Source organism: Kosakonia beeri (assembly GCF_054165705.1).
The window spans coordinates 4,374,947-4,396,578 of sequence record NZ_CM135106.1; the positions used below are offsets into that span (position 1 = coordinate 4,374,947).

Sequence of the window (21,632 nt, forward strand, 5' to 3'; positions counted from 1 at the left end):
TACTCCTTATGCCGCAATGGCATTCATGATCGCCGGAACCGATAGCTCAGCGAGCGGGATCTCTGCGACCTGTTTGCGATCGCGCATGATAATCACCCGATCCGCATAGCCTACTAACTCTTCCAGTTCGGACGAAATGACCAGCAGCGCCAGGCCATCAGCACATAGCGTCTCAATCAGACGGATGATCTCGGCATGTGCGCCCACATCGATGCCGCGTGTCGGCTCGTCGAGAATAAGAAATTGCGGGCGAGTCAGCAGCCAGCGCGAAAGCAGGACTTTTTGCTGATTGCCGCCAGAGAGGAACTCAATGGGTTGTTCCGCGCTGGGCGTGCGAATGCCTAACTGGCGGATAAAGCGTTCGGCAATCGCATTTTGCTCTTTGCGGGGAATGGGTCGCAGCCAGCCGCGCTGTGCCTGCAGCGCCAGCACAATATTTTCCCTTACGGAAGCCGCCGCAATAATGCCGTCGGTTTTGCGATCTTCCGGGCAAAAGCCAATACCAAGACAGGATGCCTGGTGCGGAGAACGTAACGTCTGCGCTTTGCCTTTGATGGTGGCGCTACCGCTGTCGGCAGGTTTGATGCCAAAAATCACTTCGGCAGTTTCAGTACGCCCGGAACCAAGCAGCCCGGCCAGGCCGACGATTTCACCAGGGCGAACCTCCAGATCAAACGGCAAAATCGTGCCTTTCTTACCGAAGCCTTTAAACGCCGCTACCGGTTTTTCGCTCAACAGCGTACGCCCGGCACGTTGCAGTGCATTACTCTCCAGCTCGCGGCCCAGCATCATTTTGACCAGTTCGATTTGCGGCAATTCGCTGGTCGGCTGACAGCCAACAAAGCCGCCGTTACGCAGAACGGTAATGCGGTCGCTGACTTCATAAACCTGGTCAAGAAAATGGGTGACGAATATCAGGCTGACGCCCTGCGCGCTAAGCTGGCGCATCAGGGTAAACAGCATTTCCACCTCCTGGGTATCCAGGCTGGCGGTCGGCTCGTCGAGGATCAACACTTTTGCGGAGAGATCAATCGCGCGACAGATCGCCACGATCTGCTGCATCGCCACTGAATAGCGGTTTAGCGGCTCGCGCACATCCAGCGAAAAGCCGTAAGACTCCATTAATGCGGTTGCGCGCGCTTCCATCTCTTTTCGGCGCAGCAGGCCAAACCGTCGCGGCTCACGGCCAATAAAAAGATTATCCGCTACCGACATATTCGGCAGCAGGTTCACTTCCTGGTAAACCGTGCCAATGCCCAGTTGCTGAGCGTGGGCGGTGTTTTTTGGCCGAATCTGCTGGCCTTCCAGCCAGATTGCGCCTTTATCGGCCTGGTAAACCCCCGTCAGGGCCTTAATCAGCGTTGATTTTCCCGCGCCGTTTTCGCCGAGCAGAGCCATGATCTCGCCGCGTCGCAGGCTAAAATCCACGTTATCGAGCGCCTTAACGCCGGGAAAGAATTTACTTAATCCTTCGGTTCGCAGGATCTCCTGCGGTGCTGCGTCAGTCATGACCCTCTCCCCTTCTACATCGCCCTCTCCCCAGCGGGGAGAGGGAACTCAGGACTCAATAGCCCATGTTTTTCTTCTTCTCGAGCTCCTCTTTCGCCGTATCCGGCAGATAGAGCGTGGACTTGGTAATGGTCAGCTTCGGCGGCTGAGTACCGTCTTTTTTAAATTTCTCCAGTGCATCGAAAGCCGGGCCGGCCATATTTGGCGTCAGCTCGACGCTGGCGTTCGCTTCACCGTCAATCATCGCTTTGTAGATATCCGGCACGCCGTCGATAGAGCCGGTCAGAATGTCTTTGCCCGGCTTCAGGCCTGCTTCTTTGATCGCCTGGATGGCACCGATCGCCATGTCATCGTTATGGGCGTAAACCATGCAAATGTTCTTGCCGTTGTTTTCCGCCTTGATAAAGCTCTCCATCACCTCTTTGCCCTTGCTGCGGGTAAAGTCGCCAGACTGAGAACGAATAATTTTGATGTTCGAGGCTTTTGAGATGGCTTCGGCGAAACCTTTTTTACGATCGATCGCAACGCTGGCACCCACGGTACCCTGCAGCTCTACAACGTTACAGGGCTTACCCGCCACTGTTTTCACCAGCCAGTCGCCAATCAATTTGCCTTCCAGCACGTTGTCAGCGGTGACGGTGGTCATATAGAGCGATTTGTCTTTTACATCAATGGAGCGGTCGAGAAGGAAAACCGGAATTTCGGCATCTTTCGCTTCTTTCAGTACCGGCTCCCAGCCGGTCGCTACCACCGGGGCAATAAAGATGGCGTCCACGCCCTGGGCGATAAACGAACGCACGGCTTTGATCTGGTTTTCCTGTTTTTGCTGACCGTCAGCAATCTTCAGCGTAATGCCGCGTTTGCTGGCTTCGCTTTTCGCGACGTTGGTTTCAGCGGCACGCCAGCCGGACTCTGATCCGACCTGCGAAAATCCCACGGTTAACGGGGCGGCCATTACCATAGACGACATGGCTGCCGAAACTGCTGTGACAAGAAGTAAGCGCTTCCACATAAGAGCATCCTCGTAGGGTTATTGTTGGCTACAACTTCACCTGCGGGGAAACTATAGACAATCGGGGATGTAACAAAATGCGTTACATCACAAATCGGAAAAGTGAATGAATTGTTGTGAGTCAGTTGCGATCTGGCGCGCGAAAAGGGGTGGTTTAATTCACCTCAATTATCCATTGAAATTGCAGAAATTTACTGCGCTGAAACAGTGCGACAATTTCACTGTAATCGCTTACATAAATTTATTCAGTATGCTGCTATGGTTATGGACAAAACTGTCACAAACTGGCACAAGAAAAGCGTCTGAAAAGTGTGAGTAAGTTAAAACAAGCAAAGACATTCACAACCAGTTGGCTATAATACCCGGCACTTGTTTGCCACACATTTTAAAGGAAACAAACATGAGCTTACTTAACGTCCCGGCGGGTAAAGATCTGCCAGAAGATATCTACGTTGTTATCGAAATCCCGGCTAACGCAGACCCGATCAAATACGAAGTCGACAAAGAAAGCGGCGCGCTGTTTGTTGACCGTTTTATGTCCACCGCGATGTTCTATCCGTGCAACTACGGTTACATCAACCACACCCTCTCTCTGGATGGTGACCCGGTAGACGTGCTGGTCCCGACGCCTTACCCGCTGGAGCCAGGCTCTGTTATTCGCTGCCGTCCGGTTGGCGTGCTGAAAATGACCGACGAGTCCGGTGAAGATGCGAAACTGGTTGCTGTTCCGCACACTAAGCTGAGCAAAGAGTACGATCACATTAAAGATGTGAACGACCTGCCGGAACTGCTGAAAGCGCAGATCACCCACTTCTTCGAGCACTATAAAGATCTTGAAAAAGGCAAATGGGTGAAAGTGGACGGTTGGGACAACGCTGAAGCGGCGAAAGCTGAAATCGTTGCCTCCTTCGAACGCGCTGCCAAGAAGTAATTCGCTTTTATGGCCAAAAGCCCTGACGCGGTTAACGCGGTCGGGGCTTTTTTATGCCTGTCTTTTTTTCGTCTGCCACAAACCACGCTCAGACCCGGGAAAAAGCCTTAGCGACGGGCCCTGACGAAGAGCACTACGATCACTGTGCTCAATAACATTTCCGGAGAGAAATACTGGTGGGTGATATTAATACTGATCCCGTCAGGTAACGTCGGTGCCAGCGCGAACTTGTGGATAACGACAAACAGGCTGTAGAGCACGGCGTTGCTGATCACTACCCCCACGCCGGTGAGTGCCAGACCATGTGTTGTGAAACGGCGCCGGGCATTCCGGCGTATCAACACCATCAACATTAAAAAGCCGCAGAAGGCAAATTGCAGGCCGTTGAGCAGATTGGCCACCAGCATATCCTGTATGGATGTGGTAACCAGTTCGGCCGGCCCCCAGAAATAGCGCAGGAACGAGTAGTAAGTCTGATAGCCAAAACTGAACGATCCGATCAGCAGCAGTACGCCCACGATTGCCCAGACTGTTTTTCTCATTGACCCTGCCGTCCTTTATTTTACCCAAAGAAAAACCGCGCCCTGCGGCGCGGTCTTCTGATACTGACTATTTCTGGTACTTATCTCTGTCGAGCCAGTTACCGGTTTCGATGAGGGTTTTACCCTCAACCGAACGCTGATACACATACATCCAGGCGCTGCCATAAGGCGTCTGGATAAGCTGACGTTTATATTCGCCGCCAGCGGTGCGCAGCGCATCCAGCTCGCCGAGCGTTGCCGCATCAATACGATACACTTCGCCCTGCACGCTTCCTTCACCCGGCACTGCACCCGGGTAATGTCCCAGACTAAACAGCTGATGATTTTCGACGCAAAAATCCCCCAGCCACTGCGCATTGGTCATCCAGTGACTGTTGCCTTGTTTGCTTCGTAAACTGCCGTAGACAAATATTCGCATTGCTAAAACTCAAACTGATAGAGCAAATCAAGTGCCTGATCTACGCCAGACACCGCTTCAAGATACAGCTTAGGCATCAGGCGATAACGTAACGTGAGAGTCGCCAGTGAGTCAAAAATTCCGACACCATATTTTACCTGTAGACCCGGCAGCACATAACCACTGACCACCACCTGAGAGGAGTCGCCTACTCCCTGGGTATCCAGCGCCAGGTTGCTTACGCCAAACGTCTCGCCGATTTTACCCACAACCTGACCACTTTGTGCAACCCCCAGGCCTACCAACATAGAGGTCATTGCTGCACTATCGCTCTGTTGACTGTCCAGACCCTGCCCGCGCAGCAGGTAGGAGAGCGCTTCCTGCTGCGACATCGCCGGATCGGAGAAGATCTCCGCTTTCGGCTCGTCTGCAGTCCCGGTGACCCGCACCCCGGCGATCACATCGTTTTCTGTCGAGTCCGGGTTACGGATCGCCTCAATGTTCAGCAGCGGTTGATCGGGCGGCCCGGAGAACAGCAACTCGCCTTTACGCACGATCAAATCCTGACCATAAGCATGGAATCGCCCTTCAGGAATATTAATTTGCCCATTAAGCCCCAGTCCCTGTTTATCCTGCGCCACTTTCAGGTCGCCGGTCAGCCTGGCTTTCAGGCCAAACGCATCCAGACGAACGTTATTCCCAACGTGGATAACCAGATTACTGTTTATCGGGATCGATGCGGTCTGCGGCTTCTCGGGTTTCAGCTGATCGTTAAGCATCACCTCATCACTGGAGACGCCGACTGCGCTTTCCGGTACGTCATGCACCACAATGCGCGCCCACGGCACGTCGACACTGCCATCAAGCGTAAACAAGCTTGGGGTGGCCTCAAACACCACGTCCGGCGACACGTCCAGCCGCACCATCGGCGGTACGGTAATGCGCACTTTACTGCCCTTCGCCGCAATGCGTGCGCGCCAGTTATCAATTTGGCTCCAGTCGGCATCGCCACTGAGGTTGATTTGCCCCTGTCCGGTCCGCACCACGCCCTGCAATACAGATCGCATGCCATTGAAGTTAATCGCCAGCTGGCTGGGTTGCATATCGAACGGCATAAAATTGCCTTCCACATCAATGCCATTCAGGCCCAACTGACCGAACAGTTGCGGGCTCCGGGCATTACCTGCCAGCCGCAGGTTCGCATTCAGGGTACCGGCTACTTTCTCGCCACGGCTGAAAATGGCATTGGCCATAGCCAGTGAGAAGTTGCGAATATTGACGTTACCGCCCAGATTGCGCCGACCTTGCGGATCGGTGATCTGCACCTGTCCATCGAATTGCCCGTTATTAGTCAGGCGGATCAGCCAGCCCAGATCGGCGCGGTTATTACGTAACTGGGCATTAAGATTCAGCGTCTCAAAGGCCACCGGCAGCGGCGCATCGTTTACCACCTGCGTCACTTTCACATTGCGCCCGGATAACGTCACCTGTCCTTGCGGTAGCCCCTCTTTGCTGGCATCCCAACTGACGTCCGCTTTACCGCTAAACACACCGCTCGCTTGAGTAGTGTCTGGCATAAAGGGTTTCAGCATTGCCAAATCGAAACGGTTGAGGTTCACCACCGCATGCCCCTGCGCGCCAGCATCGATGGTTTGCGGCACACACAGCTCCGCATTAGGGTTAAGCCAGCAGTGCGGGCCAATGGCGATTTTCTGCTCCTGGTTTCGGTAATCCAGCGCGATCGGTCTGTTAATCGACCAGGGCCCTACCGGCGTGGCGAAGCGCGTATCGCTCAGAGTGCCTTTCCAGCGCTGTTCCTGGCGATCAAAGCTCCCTGCCAGGTTCAGTTGCCCGGATACCGGCTCGCCCTGGACACGCAACTGTAGCTTGTGCTGTTTTTCATTGCCGTCGGCCGCCAGCGTCACCAGGCTGACGTTAACACCCGGCTGGCTGATACGCTCGACACGAACATCCAGCTTGCCGGCGATCTGATCGCTGGATTTCACATCCCCTTCCACCCGAACCCGGGCAATGGAAAGATCCTGCCAGCGTAATCCGTTGGCCGTAATGTCCGCCAGCGCCTGCGGCGCATCGACTGTGCCGCGTATTTTTACGATCCCTTTTGCCGTACCGCCAAGTCCTGGCAGAGCGTTATCCAGTCCTGGCGCATCAATGTTGGCATCCAGATTGAGATCTTTAACCCCCAGCTCACCTTTGATATCAGCGCTGTTACGCCCCAGTTCCAGGTGCAAATCAGGGATCGTCCACTGCAGGTAGCTGTTGCCTTTCACCTGCCCGGCCACATTAACTTTGTTATTCTTCACATTGCCATTGAGCTTCAGTTCTGGCACATCCAGTTGCCAGCTTCCGCCATAAAGGCTGCCGCGGGTTTTGATCAGGCCATTCAGCTTTGATGGCCATTCCGGGAAAGCTTTTGCGGTATCAATACCGTTCAGGGTCAGTTCACCACGCCAGCTAATCGCCTGCTGCCAGTCGAGCAGCGCGGTTAATTCGGTTTTACCTTCCAGCGCCGCGATGGTGAGCTTATCGATGCTGATTTGCTGCTCATTACCTTTCCCTGCAAGCTGGAAAGTCGCAGGGGGGATCTCCTGGCCTTTAACCGCAGCCCGGAACGCCAGCGTGTAATCGGTCATTTTGCCGCTAAAGGTCAGCGCCAGATCGTCCGCCTGGAACTCCTTTTCGCCGGTAAACGGCCAGTACAGCTGTTTACTGGTGATCGCCAGGTTCAACGGCAGCCCGGCTTCCGCCAGTTGCGTTTGCGCCTGCATTACCATATCCACCGGGCCGGAAAGATTGACGTTAACGTCCAGCTGCTTGCGCATTTCGCCGCCAATGTGCAGCTTCACTTTCTCGCCTTGCAGCGGCGCCATATTCAGCGCGCTGTTCAGGGTGATATCCACCGGCCAGTTATCACGCAGTTGAGCACTGCCAGTGGCGCTGACCTGCCCCTGGTTTGAATCCACCTCCAGCGCGTCGAGCTTCATCTGTCCGTTCATGCTGCTCACTTTAAGCAGCAGGTTACGCACCAGGATGTCGGTGTCCCCCGTGACACGCAGTTGCTCGCCGCGAAATTCCTCAATGTTAAGATTGAGCGGCAGATGCACATCGGTCATTTCTGGCAACAGCGGTTTTTCAAACAGCGCTTTCAGCGTTTCGCCAAGCGGTTTCTCTTCCGGTTTCGGGTTGTCTATCTTGGGTTCAATGACCTGTTCCTGCGCCACTTTCTCCACTTTTGGCAACGCTATCAGCAACCCTTGTAGCGATGTCGGTTTCAGCGTCAGATCTTTGTCTTGCCAGTTCAGCCCGGTGCTGAAATCCATTACTGAGACCGTGGTGTCATCGATAGTGACATTGACGTTGTTCAATGCCACGCGGCTCAGGGTAATCGGGTACGGTGTTGAGAGATTGAGCGGGCCGCTATCCTCTTCCTGTACCGGCGCGGCAGGGGGCATTTTTTTGCTGTCGATGGCGACATTAATGTCTTTTAGCGACAGATCGTTCACACATAAACTGCTGCTGCGCAGGCAGCCCAAATTGACTGCAAGGTGAAACTCCCCGGCATTGACGGCGACACCCGGCTGGTCATAGCGAACATTTTTTAATGTCAGATCGCGCCAGCCACCGATGACCTGACCGATATGCAACCCGGGCACCCAACGGTTCGCGGCGCTAAACAGCAGATGCAGCCCGCTGGTGGTGCCAACCAAAAATGCCACCGTACCCAGCACCAGCAAGATAAACACCAGTACACTGAGGCTGATTTTCTTCCATAAACTCATAATTCTGGCCCCAGACCGATGTAAAACTGTAACCCATGCTCATCTTTGTCGCCGACCGGTACGGCAAAATCGAGCTTGATTGGCCCTACCGGCGACTCCCAGCGCACGCCAATACCAGTGCCGGTTTTGATATCGCTCTTGCGGATATCGCTCACCGCTTCGCCGCTGTCGACAAAGACGGCGCCCCACCATTTACCGCTCACGTTGTACTGGTATTCCAGCGATCCGGTCGCCAGTTTCGAGGCACCGATCAGCTTGCCATCGTCATCTTTCGGCGCGATAGATTTGTATTTGTAGCCGCGAATACTGCGATCACCCCCGGCGAAGAAACGCAGATCCGGCGGGACACGATCAAAATCACCGGTTTCGATCCAGCCAAGATTGCCGCGCACCACAAAGCGGTGGCGATCATAGAGGGTACGGATCCAGACGTTTTGCGCCTGCAGCACAAGGAAGTCGACATCCGATCCCCATGCGGTGTTGGAGTAGTCCACGGAGTAGCGCTGCGAGTCTCCCCACGTTGGCATCAGGCCGCCGCGTGAGCGGGTGCGGCTGATCATCACGCCAGGGTAAAGCAACATAGTGGTATTGGTCACGCTGGCCTGGGTAAAGTGATCGAGACTCCAGCGCAGGTTAATGGCACGCTGCCAGCCGCTGGAGAGGTCCCAGTAGCGCGAGAGCGCAAGCGTGGTGGAGTCGGCTTCGGTATCGTTAAGATCCGTGCGTTTAAAGCCGCCCTGCACCAGGTAATACTGTTCCAGCGGATTCTTCAGCAGCGGCATTTTATAGCTGAAATCCAGCTGCTGCTCCGGTGCCGACACACTCATGCTGGTGGTCAGGCTGTGGCCGTAGGAGTTCATCCACGGTTTTTTCCACGTCGCTTTGACGCGCGGCCCCACATCGGTAGAGTAACCCACCCCGGTTTCGATGGTGTTCTCCGTGCGCGGCGAAACAACGCCCTTCAGCGGCAGCACTTTGGTCTGACGGGCTTTATCAAACTCTGGCGCCACCACCACCGAGTTAAACCAGCCCGTGGCTGATAAGCGGCGGTTCAGCTCGGCCAGATCTTTGGTCTGGTAATAATCACCTGCGTGGAAAGGAACCAGATTTTGCAGATATTCTTCGCGGATTTGCGACCCTTCAAAGGTGACCGCGCCAAAACGGTAACGCTGGCCGCTGTCGTAATCGATATCCCAGAATGCAAGACGTCTGTCGAGGGCGATGCCCAGCTGGCTTTTACTAAACTGGCTGTCAAAGTAGCCTTTACGCAGAGCGACGTTGGTGAGGCTCTTTTTAAAGGCGTCATAGTCGCCGTGATTCAGCACCGAGCCAATGGCCGGGCGTTTCTTGAGTAAATCGAGGTAGTCGCTGTCGGTGCGTGCGCCGCCACGCAGCACCACATCGGTGCCGCCAATGCGCACCGGCTCGCCAGGTGACACGCGTGCCACCAGCACCTGACGCCCCTTTTTCGGTGGCGGACGCAGTTCAAAATCAATCGTCGGCTCGTAGTAGCCCAACGCTTTTAATCCTTCACGGATGGCATCGTCCACACGTGCCTGAAAACGTCGATCGGGCGTGACTTCATCGCTCTCGATGGTCGACAACTGGGCGCGGACATTTTTTTGCAGCGCTCCGGTCAACCCTTCCAGTTGCAATCGCACATTGGCAGCGAAGGCCGTTTCGCTCGCCAGCAACAAACCGGCAAAACATAACAGACGGATCTTTGGCACGTTCTCTCCTGAATATCCTTGTTCCCACCCCTGGAAGGAAACGTAAGCGCAGCTCCGCGCTGAGCTTTGCACCGCGTTGTTGGCGGTACACAAGCCGATAAAAACCCAAAACATGGGTTGAAAAACGGACGACTACCCCAAAATTTCTTATGTTTAAATCTAGTCGGTTTACGGTGCATATTGTGTTAAAACACACGCTCCGTTACAACCTTAACCGCAATTCGACCCTCCGGGAGGTTCAACCGTGAGTCTGTTTGATAAAAAAGAGCTTGTTTCTCAGTCGGATGCATTACCCGGACGCAATACACCGATGCCTGTCGCCAGTTTACATGCCGTCAACGAGCATTCAATGACGCATGTTCCGGATGGGATGGAAATTGCACTGTTCGCCATGGGCTGCTTCTGGGGCGTTGAACGTCTTTTCTGGCAATTACCGGGCGTTTACAGCACTGCGGCGGGTTATACAGGCGGGTACACCCCAAACCCGACCTATCGGGAAGTGTGTAGCGGGCAGACCGGTCACGCCGAAGCCGTGCGCGTGGTGTACGATCCCCAGCTAGTGAGCTACGAACAGCTGTTGCAGGTATTCTGGGAGAATCACGATCCGGCGCAGGGCATGCGTCAGGGCAACGATCAGGGTACCCAGTACCGTTCCGGGATCTACCCCTTAACGCCAGAGCAAAGCGCAGCGGCGCAAGCCAGCCTCGAACGTTTTCAGGCCGCCATGCGTAGCGCAGGCGATGATCGCCAGGTGACAACCGAAATCAAAACCGCCACACCGTTCTATTACGCAGAAGATGACCACCAGCAGTATCTGCATAAAAATCCGTATGGTTACTGCGGTATCGCTGGTATTGGCGTTTGCCTGCCGCCGCAAGCGTAGGCGCAGTAATAACCGATCCACGGGGTGGATCGGTTTTCTCTTCCTTTGGCCTGGCGGCGGGCAAATCGCATCTGCATCTATATCCCCTCACAAAGTGTGCTTTTTTATCGCCGTAACATAATGCTTACACCTCTGGCAGGCTGTAACAGGCTTACGCTATACTAACGGCGAAATTGCCTGCCCACCGCTTCGGTCAGGCTTTCAGTGTGTTTACCACATGGATATTCAAAAAACCCTTCCGAGGATCCGGTTAATAGCTGGATAAATTATGTTAAACAGTATCTTAGTCATACTCTGTCTGATCGCAGTAAGTGCGTTTTTCTCGTTATCGGAGATATCGCTTGCCGCATCGCGAAAAATCAAACTCAAGTTGCTGGCGGATGAAGGCAACATCAATGCGCAACGTGTTCTGAAAATGCAGGAAACGCCCGGTATGTTCTTTACCGTGGTACAAATCGGTCTTAATGCCGTTGCAATCCTTGGCGGTATCGTCGGCGACGCGGCCTTCTCACCGGTCTTCCACAGCATCCTGATCAACGTTGTCTCCCCGGAGCTTGCTGAACAGCTCAGTTTCATTATCTCTTTCTCGCTGGTGACCGGGTTGTTCATCCTGTTTGCCGACCTGACACCGAAACGCATCGGTATGATTGCGCCTGAAGCCGTGGCTTTGCGTATCATCAACCCGATGCGCTTCTGTTTATTTATCTTCCGCCCGCTGGTCTGGTTCTTTAATGGCCTTGCCAATGTCATCTTCCGCATTTTTAAACTGCCGATGGCGCGCAAAGACGATATTACTTCAGACGATATTTATGCCGTGGTGGAAGCCGGCGCGCTGGCAGGCGTGTTGCGTAAACAGGAACATGAGCTGATTGAGAACGTGTTTGAGCTGGAATCACGCACTGTGCCGTCGTCGATGACGTCGCGCGAGAACGTGATTTGGTTCGATCTGCATGAAGATGAGCAGAGCCTGAAGAACAAAGTCGCCGAACATCCGCATTCGAAGTTCCTCGTCTGTAAAGATGATATTGACCACATTGTGGGTTATGTGGATTCGAAAGATCTGCTGAACCGCGTGCTGGCAAATCAGAGTATGGCGTTAAATAGCGGTGTGCAAATCCGTAATACGCTGATCGTGCCGGACACCTTAACCCTCTCCGAGGCGCTGGAAAGCTTCAAAACCGCCGGGGAGGATTTCGCCGTTATCATGAACGAATACGCGCTGGTGGTGGGTGTGATCACCCTCAACGACGTGATGACGACGCTAATGGGCGACCTGGTCGGCCAGGTCGAAGAGATGATCGTGGCGCGTGATGAAAACTCATGGCTGATCGACGGCGGCACGCCGATTGACGACGTTATGCGTGTACTGGATATCGATGAATTCCCGCAGTCTGGTAACTATGAAACCATCGGCGGATTTATGATGTTCATGCTGCGCAAAATCCCGAAGCGCACCGATGCGGTGAAGTTCTCTGGCTATAAATTTGAAGTGGTAGACATTGATAACTACCGGATTGATCAGTTGCTGGTTACCCGCGTTGATACGCGTGCGGCAGTACTGACGCCGAAGCTGCCGGATGCGAAAGAGCAAGGCGCAGCGTAACGTTGCGCAGAAATATCAACGGCCCCATCGGGGCCGTTTTTTTATCGTACTTGAACTACTGCATAGCACTACGGATTACGCCATCTCGGTTTGCAAGCGCAAAACCTGACGGTTAACTTCAGACATCACAGATAAATGCTGCTTGTCTTTGACCTTCGGCACAAGGATCTTACCCTTGTCGAACTCGAAAGCCCCAACGTCCTTGATATACAACCGTCCACGAAACAGGATCTTAACGTACTTGGCCACCTGAAGTGGGTTGTAACGCTGGAAAATTTTCATTCTTGTATCTCCTGTAAAGCATTACGCCCTTGCGGTACCACAATCGGACCAGCGTTGATGAGCGCAAATTTAATGCTCAATGACTATAGTTCAGAACCTCACTCATACATAGTGTGAATAACTTTATTTACCTTTTGATGACAATTATTCAGAATTTTCTTTTCAGCACTTTTCTCTACGCAGTATAAATCCACGTTTTTTCACGGATATGTGCGTTCGCCCGCAAACTGGCATCCTGATTGCGGGAAAAACAGATTGATCGCACTTATGATTAAATCGACCGCTCAAGTGGTCGGATCACCTGCATAACAACAAGGAAACACCATGACCCTACGTAAGATACTGGCAGCGACATGCCTGTTACTGCCGCTGGTTGCTTCGGCACATAATTTCCAAACCAACCAACGCGTGCCGCCTGTGGGCATAGCCGACAGAGGGGAATTGATTCTTGATAACGACAAGTTTAGCTATAAAAAATGGAATAGCGCCCAGCTTCCTGGCAAAGTGCGGGTTGTGCAGCATATTGCCGGTCGGACCTCTGCCAAAGAGAAGAATGCAGCGCTGATAGAAGCGATTAAATCAGCCGGGCTGCCTCACGACCGCTACCAGACCACCACTATCATTAATACTGACGACGCCATTCCCGGCAGCGCCATGTTTGTGCGCAGCAGCATTGAGAGCAATAAGAAGCTCTATCCGTGGTCACAATTTATTGTCGATAGCGACGGTGTCGCGCGCAAAGCCTGGCAACTGGAAGAAGAGAGCTCGGCAATTGTCGTGCTGGATAAAGAGGGACGGGTTGAATACGCAAAAGATGGCGGCCTGAGCCAGCAAGAGGTGCAGCAGGTCATCGCCCTGCTGCACAAACTGCTTAATAAATAGAGACGCGGAAGCCGGGGTTCAGGAAGGATTCACGCGGGGTGTAATCCAGCGTGCGCCCCTGCCAGTCATGCACATGGGCCCCGGCAGCTGCCGCCACTGCATGGCCTGCCGCCGTATCCCAGACGTTGGTAGGCCCAAAGCGGGGGTAGAGTTGCGCCTTCCCTTCCGCCACCAGACAGAATTTCAGCGACGAGCCAATCGCGGTGGTCTGATGCTCGCCCAACTGGTGTAAATACTCCCTCAGTTCGTCGTCCGCATGTGATCGACTCACTACCACCAGCGGCGGCCGCGCATCGCGCACCTGAATGGCCTGCCGATTGCCCGCCTCATCTTTCCAGGCTTTGCCGCCGCCAGCGAAATACATCACCTTCAGCACCGGCGCGTAAACTACGCCCATTACCGGTTTACCGTTTTCAATCAGCGCGATATTGACGGTAAATTCGCCGTTACGCTTAATAAACTCTTTGGTGCCATCCAGCGGATCGACCAGCCAGTAGCGTTGCCAGGCCTGGCGGATCTCCCAGGCTGGCGGATCTTCTTCCGACAATACCGGAATTTCCGGCGTTAGCGCCTGCAACCCACGCACGATGACCTCATGCGCCGCAATATCCGCCGCCGTCACGGGGGAGTCGTCCACTTTGCTGGTGACATCCATCGGCTTGTGCCCCTCGTAAACCTGCATAATGGCGTCGCCCGCGTCACGCGCGAGCTGGCAAATTGCATCTAACATTATCCACCTCTTGTCTGTTCAGTGGTTTGTAACTCGTTGTTTTACTTATATCGTATTGCGCCCGGATCTGCCATCTGTGATAGCGATTGCGTTTTCTTCGCTCACTTTTATGGCAGTATTCACAATTCTGTAAGCAACAAAATGTACATAACAATTTCTTTTGTGGCCCAGATCGAAAAAAGGATGCCTCTGATGATTAAGTTTAGTGTAACGCTTCTTGCCACGCTGATCGCGGCAAGCGTGCAAGCTGCAACGGTGGATTTACGGATACTGGAAACCACTGATCTGCATAGCAACATGATGGATTTTGATTACTACAAAGACTCGGCGACGGAAAAATTTGGCCTGGTGCGTACCGCCAGCCTGATCAACGCCGCCCGCCAAGAAGTCAAAAACAGCGTGCTGGTCGATAATGGCGACTTAATCCAGGGCAGCCCGCTCGGTGACTATATGGCGGCAAAAGGGCTGAAAGCCGGGCAGGTTCATCCTGTTTATAAGGCAATGAATACGCTGGATTACGCCGTTGGTAATTTGGGTAACCACGAATTCAACTACGGCCTTGATTACCTGCATAGTGCGCTGGCGGGGGCGAAATTCCCCTACGTCAACGCCAATATTATTGATGCCAAAAGCAAAAAGCCGCTATTCACGCCATATCTGATTAAAGAAACCGCTGTTCAGGATAAAGACGGCAAGACGCACACCTTACGCATTGGTTATATCGGTTTTGTGCCGCCACAAATCATGGTCTGGGATAAAGCCAACCTGAACGGCAAAGTGACGGTTAACGACATTACTGAAACCGCACGCAAATATGTGCCAGAAATGCGTGCCAAAGGTGCCGATCTGGTCGTGGTGGTGGCGCACTCCGGGTTATCTGCTGAGCCTTACCAGGCTATGGCGGAAAACTCTGTTTATTACCTTAGTGAAGTCCCCGGCGTGGATGCCATCCTCTTCGGCCACGCCCATGCGGTTTTCCCCGGCAAGGAGTTTGCGTCCATTAAAGGCGCCGATATCAGCAAAGGCACGCTGAATGGCGTCCCTTCTGTGATGCCTGGCATGTGGGGCGATCATCTGGGGGTCGTCGATCTGGTACTGAATAATGATGCCGGGAAATGGCAGGTCACCGACTCGAAAGCCGAAGCGCGCCCCATTTATGACACAGCAGCGAAAAAAGCGCTGGTCGGCGAAGACAGCAAACTGGTGGCGATACTGAAACACGATCATGACGCTACCCGCGAGTTTGTCGGTAAACCTATCGGTAAATCGGCAGACAACATGTACAGCTACCTGTCGCTGGTACAGGATGACCCGACCGTTCAGGTGGTGAACAACGCGCAAAAAGCCTACGTTGAGCACTTTATTCAGGGCGATCCGGACCTGGCGAAACTGCCGGTATTGTCGGCAGCCGCCCCGTTTAAAGCCGGTGGCCGTAAAAACGATCCCGCCAGCTTTGTGGAAGTGGAAAAAGGCCAATTAACCTTCCGAAACGCGGCCGATCTTTACCTTTATCCCAACACGCTGGTCGTCGTCAAAGCGAGCGGAAAAGAGGTAAAAGAGTGGCTGGAGTGTTCTGCGGGCCAGTTCAACCAAATTGATCCCAACAGCGACAAACCGCAAAGCCTGCTGAACTGGGAGGGTTTCCGTACCTATAACTTTGATGTTATTGACGGTGTGAATTATCAAATTGATGTCACGCAACCGGCGCGCTACGACGGTGAGTGCCAGAGCATTAACCCGCAGGCAGAGCGTATTAAAAACCTGACGTTTAACGGCAAGCCCATCGATCCGAATGCGCAGTTCCTGGTGGCCACCAATAATTACCGCGCCTACGGCGGTAAATTTGCCGGTACTGGCGACAGCCATATCGCCTTTGCCTCGCCGGATGAAAACCGCGCGGTACTGGCGAAATGGATTAGTGATGAATCAAAACGTGCGGGGGAAATCCACCCTGCGGCGGATAACAACTGGCGACTGGCTCCCATCCACACCCATAGCAAGCTGGATATTCGCTTTGAAACTGCGCCAACAGACAAAGCGGCGGCATTTATCAAAGAGAAAGCCCGCTACCCAATGGAAAAGGTGGGCAATGATGAGATCGGTTTCGCTATTTATAAAGTCGATTTAAGCCAGTAACTGCAGGGAAAATGGCCGGATAACGCGGGTGCGTATCCGGCCTGATCCCCCGGCAAGCCGAGCGACTGCGACGTGCTTACACGGACCGGTCAGCATGCAGCGCATGGTGTGCCAGCACCTGCGGAATATTGACTTCTATCCAGTCCGCCAGCGCGGCGACTTTCTCACTCACCTGCTCCCCTGACGGGGTCAGGCTATACTCCACATGTGGCGGCACCACCGGATAAGCCACGCGGTTGATAAAACCATCCTGTTCCAGCCACTGCAGGCTCTGTGACAACATCTTTTCACTGACGCCGCCCATCTTGCGACGCAGATCGCTAAAACGATGGGTGCCATCGCGCAGCGCAACCAGAATCAACACGCCCCAGCGGCTGGTCACATGTTTCAGTACGTCGCGCGAGGGGCACTGTTCGGCGAACAGATTGCCGTCGCGCACTTGTTCACTTAACGTTCGGGAAGGGGTTTTCATACTTACCTTTTTGTACGTACTTACTAAAAGTTAGTTAAGGTGTTAGCTTACCACAACACTTACCGAACACGTCAGGAGAATACTCATGATCGCACTTACCGGCGCTACCGGCCAACTCGGCCAGTTTGTGGTAGAAGCACTGTTGAAAACCGTGGCAGCAAAAGAAATTGTCGCTATCGTTCGTAATCCGGCCAAAGCTGAAACGCTGAATAAACAAGGTCTGCTCGTTCGCCAGGCTGATTACGGCGACCAGGCGGCACTCACCCAGGCCCTCGCAGGCGTCGACAAACTGCTGCTGATCTCCAGTAGCGAAGTCGGCCAACGCGCCACCCAGCATCGCAACGTGATCACTGCCGCCAAAGCGGCCGGGGTGAAGTTTATTGCCTATACCAGCCTCCTGCATGCGGATAAATCACCGCTCGGCCTGCATGTTGAACATGTCGAAACCGAAAAAATGCTGGCGGGATCCGGCATTCCTTACGCACTGCTGCGCAACGGCTGGTACAGCGAGAACTACCTTGCCAGCGCCCCTGCAGCGCTGGCGCATGGAGTGTTTATTGGTGCGGCAGGCGATGGGAAAATCGCTTCTGCGACCCGCGCCGATTATGCCGCTGCTGCAGCGCGCGTGATCAGCGAAGAGGGGCATGCAGGTAACGTCTATGAACTGGCCGGTGATGATGGCTGGACGTTGAGCGAGCTGGCGGCCCTGCTGAGTAAAGCCAGTGGCAAAACGGTGGTCTACCAGAACCTGAGCGAGGCCGATTTTGCCGCCGCGCTGAAAGAGGTCGGCCTGCCGGACGGCTTCGCTAACCTACTGGCCGATTCCGACGCCGGTGCAGCAAAAGGCGGCCTGTTTGACGACAGCAAAACGCTGAGCACCCTGATTGGTCGCCCGACTACGCCGATTGCCGATAGCGTTAAAGCCATCCTGTAAAGGTTACAAACTGGTTAATTTTTGTAGCCTCCCGCCGGGCCATCCCTAATAATGGAGAGATGGCCCGCGCGGAGGAACCCAAGTGGAAGGTGTACCAGAACAGTTTAACGATGAGAAAGATTGCGCCCGCTTTCGCCATCTGGCGCTGTTGCCGGGTGTGGAACTTTACCACGCGCATATCTCCCGTTACGCTTTCGAACCGCACACCCATGAAGCGTTTGGCATTGGCGCCATCGAAGCCGGAGCCGAACGTTTTCGCTATCGCGGCACGCAGCACGTCGCGGCGATGAATTCCGTTGTCACCATGAATCCTGATGAGCTGCACACCGGCGAGGCGGAAACCGCAGACGGCTGGCGCTATCGCATGGTTTATCTTGAGCCGGATTTGCTGGAACAGATCACCGGTATCCGCCAGTGGTGGTTCAGCGATGTTACCCGCCACGATCCCCGGCGCACCCGCCAGATTTGCACGCAGATCCACAACCTCTGGCATACCGACGACCCGCTGGCGCAACAAGGTATTCTGCTGGATCTGATCGATACTTTTCGCCCGCTGGCACACCATGCGCCGCAATTACCCGAAGGCGCACACCGCTTTGATCGGGTACGCGACTACCTGCATGACAACTACATGCACAGCCTGACGCTGGATGAGCTGGCGAACGTAGCCGCGCTCAGTCCTTATCATTTTCAGCGTCAGTTTAAGGCACATTTTCATGTCACTCCGCATCAAATGCTGATGGCCATCCGTCTGTGGCGTGCCAAGGCCTTTCTCACTCAGGGCATGCCTGCCGCCGATGTCGCCGCCGTGACCGGTTTAACCGACCAGTCACATCTTACTCGCACGTTTACCCGGCGTTACGGCATTACCCCGGTGCGTTACCAAAAACAGGTCACGCGCCGTTAATGCGCAATCTCATACAATATTCTCCCCCTGCACTTTCCTACACTGACGTTGAACGCAAGGAAAATGGACGGAAAGATGATTAGTGGTGTGTTGTATGCCCTGCTTGCCGGGCTGTTATGGGGGCTGATTTTTGTCGGGCCGCTGATTGTGCCGGACTACCCCGCCATATTGCAGTCGACCGGACGCTATCTGGCATTAGGGTTGATTGCGCTGCCGCTGGCCTGGCTGGGTCGGGCACGGCTACGGCAATTGACCCGCAGCGACTGGGTCACTGCATTGGGGCTGACCATGATGGGCAATCTGATTTATTACGTCTGCCTGGCGAGCGCCATTCAGCGCACAGGCGCGCCAGTGTCGACCATGATTATTGCCACCCTGCCGGTGGTGATCCCGATATGCGCCAACCTGCTGTACAGCCAGCGCGACGGTAAACTGTCATGGCGACGGCTGGCACCGGCGCTGGTCTGCATTGCGTCAGGCCTGGGCTGCGTGAATATTGCCGAACTGCAGCATGGCTTGCCGGACTTTAGCTGGTGGCGGTACGGCTCTGGTATAGCGCTGGCCTTTATCTCGGTGGCGTGCTGGGCCTGGTATGCGCTGCGTAATGCCCGCTGGCTGCGGGAAAACCCGAATAAGAACCCGATGATGTGGGCCACAGCACAAGCACTGGTCACACTGCCGGTGTCGCTAGTCGGTTACTTTGCCGCCGGCGCGTGGCTCGCACATCAGCAGCCCGATTTTGTTCTACCTTTTGGTCCACGCCCGCTGGTGTTTATCGGTCTGATGTTTGCGATTGCCGTGCTCTGCTCATGGGTGGGTGCATTGTGCTGGAACATTGCCTGTCAGCGGTTACCGACGGTGATAGTCGGCCCGCTGATTGTCTTTGAAACCCTCGCCGGTCTGCTTTATACCTTCCTGCTGCGCCAGAGCATGCCACCGTTACTGACACTCGGCGGCATTGTGTTGTTGGTGGGAGGCGTGGTGATGGCCGTATTGTCGAAGCCGAAAAAAGCCAGCGTTACCCCGCTGAACGAGACGGCATAACGCTGGCGCGGCGAACGTTTGCTACCCATGCTGCTCTGCCTGCACACCTGCCGCTACTCGTATCGGCAGTGGCGGCAGGCAAGAGAGACATCAGAATTTTTCCCAACTACTGTCGCTGCTATCCGCCTGACCTGGCAAAGCAGATAGCGGGCTTTCGGTTGGTAACACCGATAATGCGCGCGAGCGGCTTACTTTAAACACCGAAACCGCCTTATTGAGCCGCGCCGCCTGGTCTTCCAGCGCTGCCGCCGCTGCGGCAGATTCCTCAACCAGCGAGGCATTCTGCTGAGTGACCTGATCCATTTCAGAAACCGCCAACGCCACCTGATCAATGCCGCGACTCTGTTCATCAGATGCGGAAGAAATTTCACTCATGATATCGGTGACATGCGATACCGCATTTACAATTTCCGCCATGGTTTCCCCGGCTTCATGCACCAGCGCCGCACCCGCACTCACACGGCTCCCGGAGTCTTCAATTAACGTTTTGATCTCTTTCGCCGCCTCGGCACTGCGCTGCGCCAGAGTGCGCACCTCTCCGGCCACAACGGCAAAACCGCGCCCCTGCTCGCCGGCACGGGCCGCTTCGACAGCGGCATTCAGCGCCAGGATGTTGGTCTGGAAGGCAATACCATCGATCACGTTGGTAATCTGAGCGATTTTGCTGGAACTGGTGGCGATTTCGTCCATCGTGCGCACCACGTCGTCTACAACTTGTCCCCCTTTTTGAGCCGTACCGGAGGCATTTTGCGCCAGTTGCGTTGCCTCGCGGGCATTGTCAGCATTGCGTTTCACGGTTGCGGTTAACTGTTCCATACTGGCGGCGGTCTCTTCCAGCGAAGCGGCTTGTTGCTCCGTTCGGGAAGAGAGGTCATTGCTGCCTGCCGAGATTTCGCCAGCGCCGGTATAGATAGTGTTCGCACCATCGCGTACCTCGCTGACCGTTTTCATCAGCGACTGTTGCATCTCCTGCACATTTTTTGCCAGCAGCGCAATTTCGTTTTCGCCATCGGCGGCAATATCATGGGTTAAATCGCCAGCGGCGATATAACGAATATGCTCCATCACCACACGTAGCGGTTTTATCAATACTTCTTTGATAAACACCCAGCTTGAAACCACCACAACCAGCACCAGCGATAACACCAGCGCCATGATCCATAACATGCGCTGGTAGCCGCTCTCATTCTCTTTAACCCCGGCAGCCGCCAGTTTTTCCTCCGCATTACGCCATTGCTGGTAAAGCTGCTGCGTCAACGCTTGTTTTTCTTGCGCGCCCTGATGCAACATGCCAGCCACATCACCTTTTACCAGCAGTCGGTTCATTTCAGTGAGCGAGGAAAAATAACGCTCAAACGCCTTTTCCATATTGCGGGATAAGGCAGGATCCATACCCGGTGTTTCTTCCAGAGAGGTAAAATGGCGAAAATGTTGGTCAGATTCCTGAAGCAGGAGCGACGCCGAATTATGCAGTTCCTCGAGACTCGCATCATCTAATTGACTGTCATCCGTACTTTGTAACCGGAGCAGGCCGCGGTTAATGTCCACCCGCGCCAGGTTCACCTTTATCCAGGCATCCGTAAATGAAATGACATTGCCATTCATTGCCTTCGATATCATAAAATTCTGTTTATCATTATTCAGCGCACTGATTGATAAACCTAAAGTAAGAAATTGAAGCGTACCCAGACTGGCCAGCACCATGACCAGCAAATACATCACCTTTATTCTTTTAAACATATTTATTCCCTTTTATTAACGTCCATTGACTTTCACCTCCCCGTTATCGGCCATATCGTTTAATTATTTACTTCACAAAGCACGAATAATTAATTAAT

The 21,632-nt window shown here is 54.1% G+C and carries 18 protein-coding genes; 8 read left to right on the forward strand and 10 right to left on the reverse strand.

The features are described from left to right. Positions 1 to 6 precede the first annotated feature (6 nt). Positions 7 to 1,509 carry a galactofuranose ABC transporter, ATP-binding protein YtfR gene (ytfR, locus tag ACUY4S_RS20720; protein WP_312691086.1) on the reverse strand — a complete coding sequence of 501 codons (1,503 nt, stop codon included), beginning with the start codon at positions 1,507 to 1,509 and terminating at the stop codon, positions 7 to 9. 55 nt (positions 1,510 to 1,564) lie between these two features. Next, complete coding sequence (gene ytfQ / locus ACUY4S_RS20725) at positions 1,565 to 2,521, reverse strand: galactofuranose ABC transporter substrate-binding protein YtfQ (protein WP_312691085.1); 957 nt, start codon at positions 2,519 to 2,521, stop codon at positions 1,565 to 1,567. Between the two features lie 400 nt (positions 2,522 to 2,921). On the opposite strand from ytfQ, the gene ppa reads away from it, so the two are divergent. Continuing rightward, positions 2,922 to 3,452: an inorganic diphosphatase gene (gene ppa / locus ACUY4S_RS20730; protein WP_023478348.1), complete on the forward strand. Its 531-nt coding sequence runs from the start codon at positions 2,922 to 2,924 to the stop codon at positions 3,450 to 3,452. Positions 3,453 to 3,559: 107 nt separating this feature from the next. On the opposite strand, the gene ACUY4S_RS20735 is transcribed toward ppa, so the two are convergent. The 4 genes from ACUY4S_RS20735 to tamA form a co-directional block, all read right to left on the reverse strand. Further along, entirely contained in the window at positions 3,560 to 3,994 is a 435-nt protein-coding gene (locus tag ACUY4S_RS20735) for a hypothetical protein (protein ID WP_458021758.1), read from the reverse strand. A gap of 67 nt (positions 3,995 to 4,061) precedes the next feature. Then, on the reverse strand, positions 4,062 to 4,412 hold the full coding sequence (locus tag ACUY4S_RS20740) for a gamma-glutamylcyclotransferase family protein (protein ID WP_312691083.1): 351 nt from the start codon (positions 4,410 to 4,412) through the stop codon (positions 4,062 to 4,064). A gap of 2 nt (positions 4,413 to 4,414) precedes the next feature. Further along, a complete protein-coding gene (gene tamB / locus ACUY4S_RS20745) occupies positions 4,415 to 8,191 on the reverse strand; it encodes an autotransporter assembly complex protein TamB (RefSeq protein ID WP_458021759.1) in 3,777 nt (1,258 codons plus the stop codon). After that, positions 8,188 to 9,921: an autotransporter assembly complex protein TamA gene (tamA, locus tag ACUY4S_RS20750; RefSeq protein WP_458021760.1), complete on the reverse strand. Its 1,734-nt coding sequence runs from the start codon at positions 9,919 to 9,921 to the stop codon at positions 8,188 to 8,190. Before tamA ends, tamB begins: the two co-directional genes overlap by 4 nt. Positions 9,922 to 10,165: 244 nt before the next feature. Between tamA and msrA the strand changes: the two genes are divergently transcribed. Next, complete coding sequence (gene msrA, locus ACUY4S_RS20755) at positions 10,166 to 10,804, forward strand: peptide-methionine (S)-S-oxide reductase MsrA (protein ID WP_312691079.1); 639 nt, start codon at positions 10,166 to 10,168, stop codon at positions 10,802 to 10,804. A 268-nt stretch (positions 10,805 to 11,072) separates the two neighbouring features. Continuing rightward, positions 11,073 to 12,407, forward strand: a complete 1,335-nt coding sequence (gene paeA, locus ACUY4S_RS20760; RefSeq protein ID WP_312691078.1) for a polyamine export protein PaeA — start codon at positions 11,073 to 11,075, stop codon at positions 12,405 to 12,407. A 75-nt stretch (positions 12,408 to 12,482) separates the two neighbouring features. Here the strand turns inward: paeA and ACUY4S_RS20765 are convergent, their stop codons facing one another. Next, entirely contained in the window at positions 12,483 to 12,689 is a 207-nt protein-coding gene (locus ACUY4S_RS20765) for a DUF1107 domain-containing protein (RefSeq protein ID WP_028016471.1), read from the reverse strand. A gap of 324 nt (positions 12,690 to 13,013) precedes the next feature. Here ACUY4S_RS20765 and ACUY4S_RS20770 point away from each other — a divergent pair, with 324 nt between their 5' ends. Beyond that, a complete protein-coding gene (locus ACUY4S_RS20770) occupies positions 13,014 to 13,571 on the forward strand; it encodes a YtfJ family protein (RefSeq protein WP_458021761.1) in 558 nt (185 codons plus the stop codon). Here the strand turns inward: ACUY4S_RS20770 and cysQ are convergent. Next, the gene (gene cysQ / locus ACUY4S_RS20775; RefSeq protein ID WP_312691076.1) at positions 13,561 to 14,301 is read right to left on the reverse strand and encodes a 3'(2'),5'-bisphosphate nucleotidase CysQ; all 741 of its coding nucleotides are present in this window, start codon (positions 14,299 to 14,301) and stop codon (positions 13,561 to 13,563) included. The genes ACUY4S_RS20770 and cysQ overlap by 11 nt on opposite strands. Positions 14,302 to 14,493: 192 nt before the next feature. On the opposite strand from cysQ, the gene cpdB reads away from it, so the two are divergent. Next, entirely contained in the window at positions 14,494 to 16,437 is a 1,944-nt protein-coding gene (gene cpdB, locus ACUY4S_RS20780; protein ID WP_312691075.1) for a 2',3'-cyclic-nucleotide 2'-phosphodiesterase, read from the forward strand. A gap of 76 nt (positions 16,438 to 16,513) precedes the next feature. On the opposite strand, the gene ACUY4S_RS20785 is transcribed toward cpdB, so the two are convergent. Next, positions 16,514 to 16,909, reverse strand: a complete 396-nt coding sequence (locus tag ACUY4S_RS20785; RefSeq protein ID WP_312691074.1) for a winged helix-turn-helix transcriptional regulator — start codon at positions 16,907 to 16,909, stop codon at positions 16,514 to 16,516. A gap of 85 nt (positions 16,910 to 16,994) precedes the next feature. Here ACUY4S_RS20785 and ACUY4S_RS20790 point away from each other — a divergent pair, with 85 nt between their 5' ends. The 3 genes from ACUY4S_RS20790 to ACUY4S_RS20800 all read left to right on the forward strand — a co-directional run bounded on the left by ACUY4S_RS20790 (position 16,995) and on the right by ACUY4S_RS20800 (position 19,794). Beyond that, a complete protein-coding gene (locus ACUY4S_RS20790; RefSeq protein ID WP_458021762.1) occupies positions 16,995 to 17,843 on the forward strand; it encodes an SDR family oxidoreductase in 849 nt (282 codons plus the stop codon). Between the two features lie 82 nt (positions 17,844 to 17,925). Further along, a complete protein-coding gene (locus tag ACUY4S_RS20795; protein ID WP_458021763.1) occupies positions 17,926 to 18,750 on the forward strand; it encodes an AraC family transcriptional regulator in 825 nt (274 codons plus the stop codon). Positions 18,751 to 18,825: 75 nt separating this feature from the next. After that, on the forward strand, positions 18,826 to 19,794 hold the full coding sequence (locus ACUY4S_RS20800) for a DMT family transporter (protein WP_312691071.1): 969 nt from the start codon (positions 18,826 to 18,828) through the stop codon (positions 19,792 to 19,794). 90 nt (positions 19,795 to 19,884) lie between these two features. Here ACUY4S_RS20800 and ACUY4S_RS20805 read toward each other — a convergent pair whose 3' ends face one another. Continuing rightward, on the reverse strand, positions 19,885 to 21,534 hold the full coding sequence (locus ACUY4S_RS20805; protein WP_312691070.1) for a methyl-accepting chemotaxis protein: 1,650 nt from the start codon (positions 21,532 to 21,534) through the stop codon (positions 19,885 to 19,887). Between the last annotated feature and the right edge of the window lie 98 nt (positions 21,535 to 21,632).

Coding starts and splice junctions, on each gene's coding strand:
- ytfR (WP_312691086.1), bottom strand. CDS start 1,509: ATGACTGACGCAGCACCGCAGGAGATCCTGCGAACCGAAGGATTAAGT.
- ytfQ (WP_312691085.1), bottom strand. CDS start 2,521: ATGTGGAAGCGCTTACTTCTTGTCACAGCAGTTTCGGCAGCCATGTCG.
- ppa (WP_023478348.1), top strand. CDS start 2,922: ATGAGCTTACTTAACGTCCCGGCGGGTAAAGATCTGCCAGAAGATATC.
- ACUY4S_RS20735 (WP_458021758.1), bottom strand. CDS start 3,994: ATGAGAAAAACAGTCTGGGCAATCGTGGGCGTACTGCTGCTGATCGGA.
- ACUY4S_RS20740 (WP_312691083.1), bottom strand. CDS start 4,412: ATGCGAATATTTGTCTACGGCAGTTTACGAAGCAAACAAGGCAACAGT.
- tamB (WP_458021759.1), bottom strand. CDS start 8,191: ATGAGTTTATGGAAGAAAATCAGCCTCAGTGTACTGGTGTTTATCTTG.
- paeA (WP_312691078.1), top strand. CDS start 11,073: ATGTTAAACAGTATCTTAGTCATACTCTGTCTGATCGCAGTAAGTGCG.
- ACUY4S_RS20765 (WP_028016471.1), bottom strand. CDS start 12,689: ATGAAAATTTTCCAGCGTTACAACCCACTTCAGGTGGCCAAGTACGTT.
- ACUY4S_RS20770 (WP_458021761.1), top strand. CDS start 13,014: ATGACCCTACGTAAGATACTGGCAGCGACATGCCTGTTACTGCCGCTG.
- cysQ (WP_312691076.1), bottom strand. CDS start 14,301: ATGTTAGATGCAATTTGCCAGCTCGCGCGTGACGCGGGCGACGCCATT.
- cpdB (WP_312691075.1), top strand. CDS start 14,494: ATGATTAAGTTTAGTGTAACGCTTCTTGCCACGCTGATCGCGGCAAGC.
- ACUY4S_RS20785 (WP_312691074.1), bottom strand. CDS start 16,909: ATGAAAACCCCTTCCCGAACGTTAAGTGAACAAGTGCGCGACGGCAAT.
- ACUY4S_RS20790 (WP_458021762.1), top strand. CDS start 16,995: ATGATCGCACTTACCGGCGCTACCGGCCAACTCGGCCAGTTTGTGGTA.
- ACUY4S_RS20800 (WP_312691071.1), top strand. CDS start 18,826: ATGATTAGTGGTGTGTTGTATGCCCTGCTTGCCGGGCTGTTATGGGGG.
- ACUY4S_RS20805 (WP_312691070.1), bottom strand. CDS start 21,534: ATGTTTAAAAGAATAAAGGTGATGTATTTGCTGGTCATGGTGCTGGCC.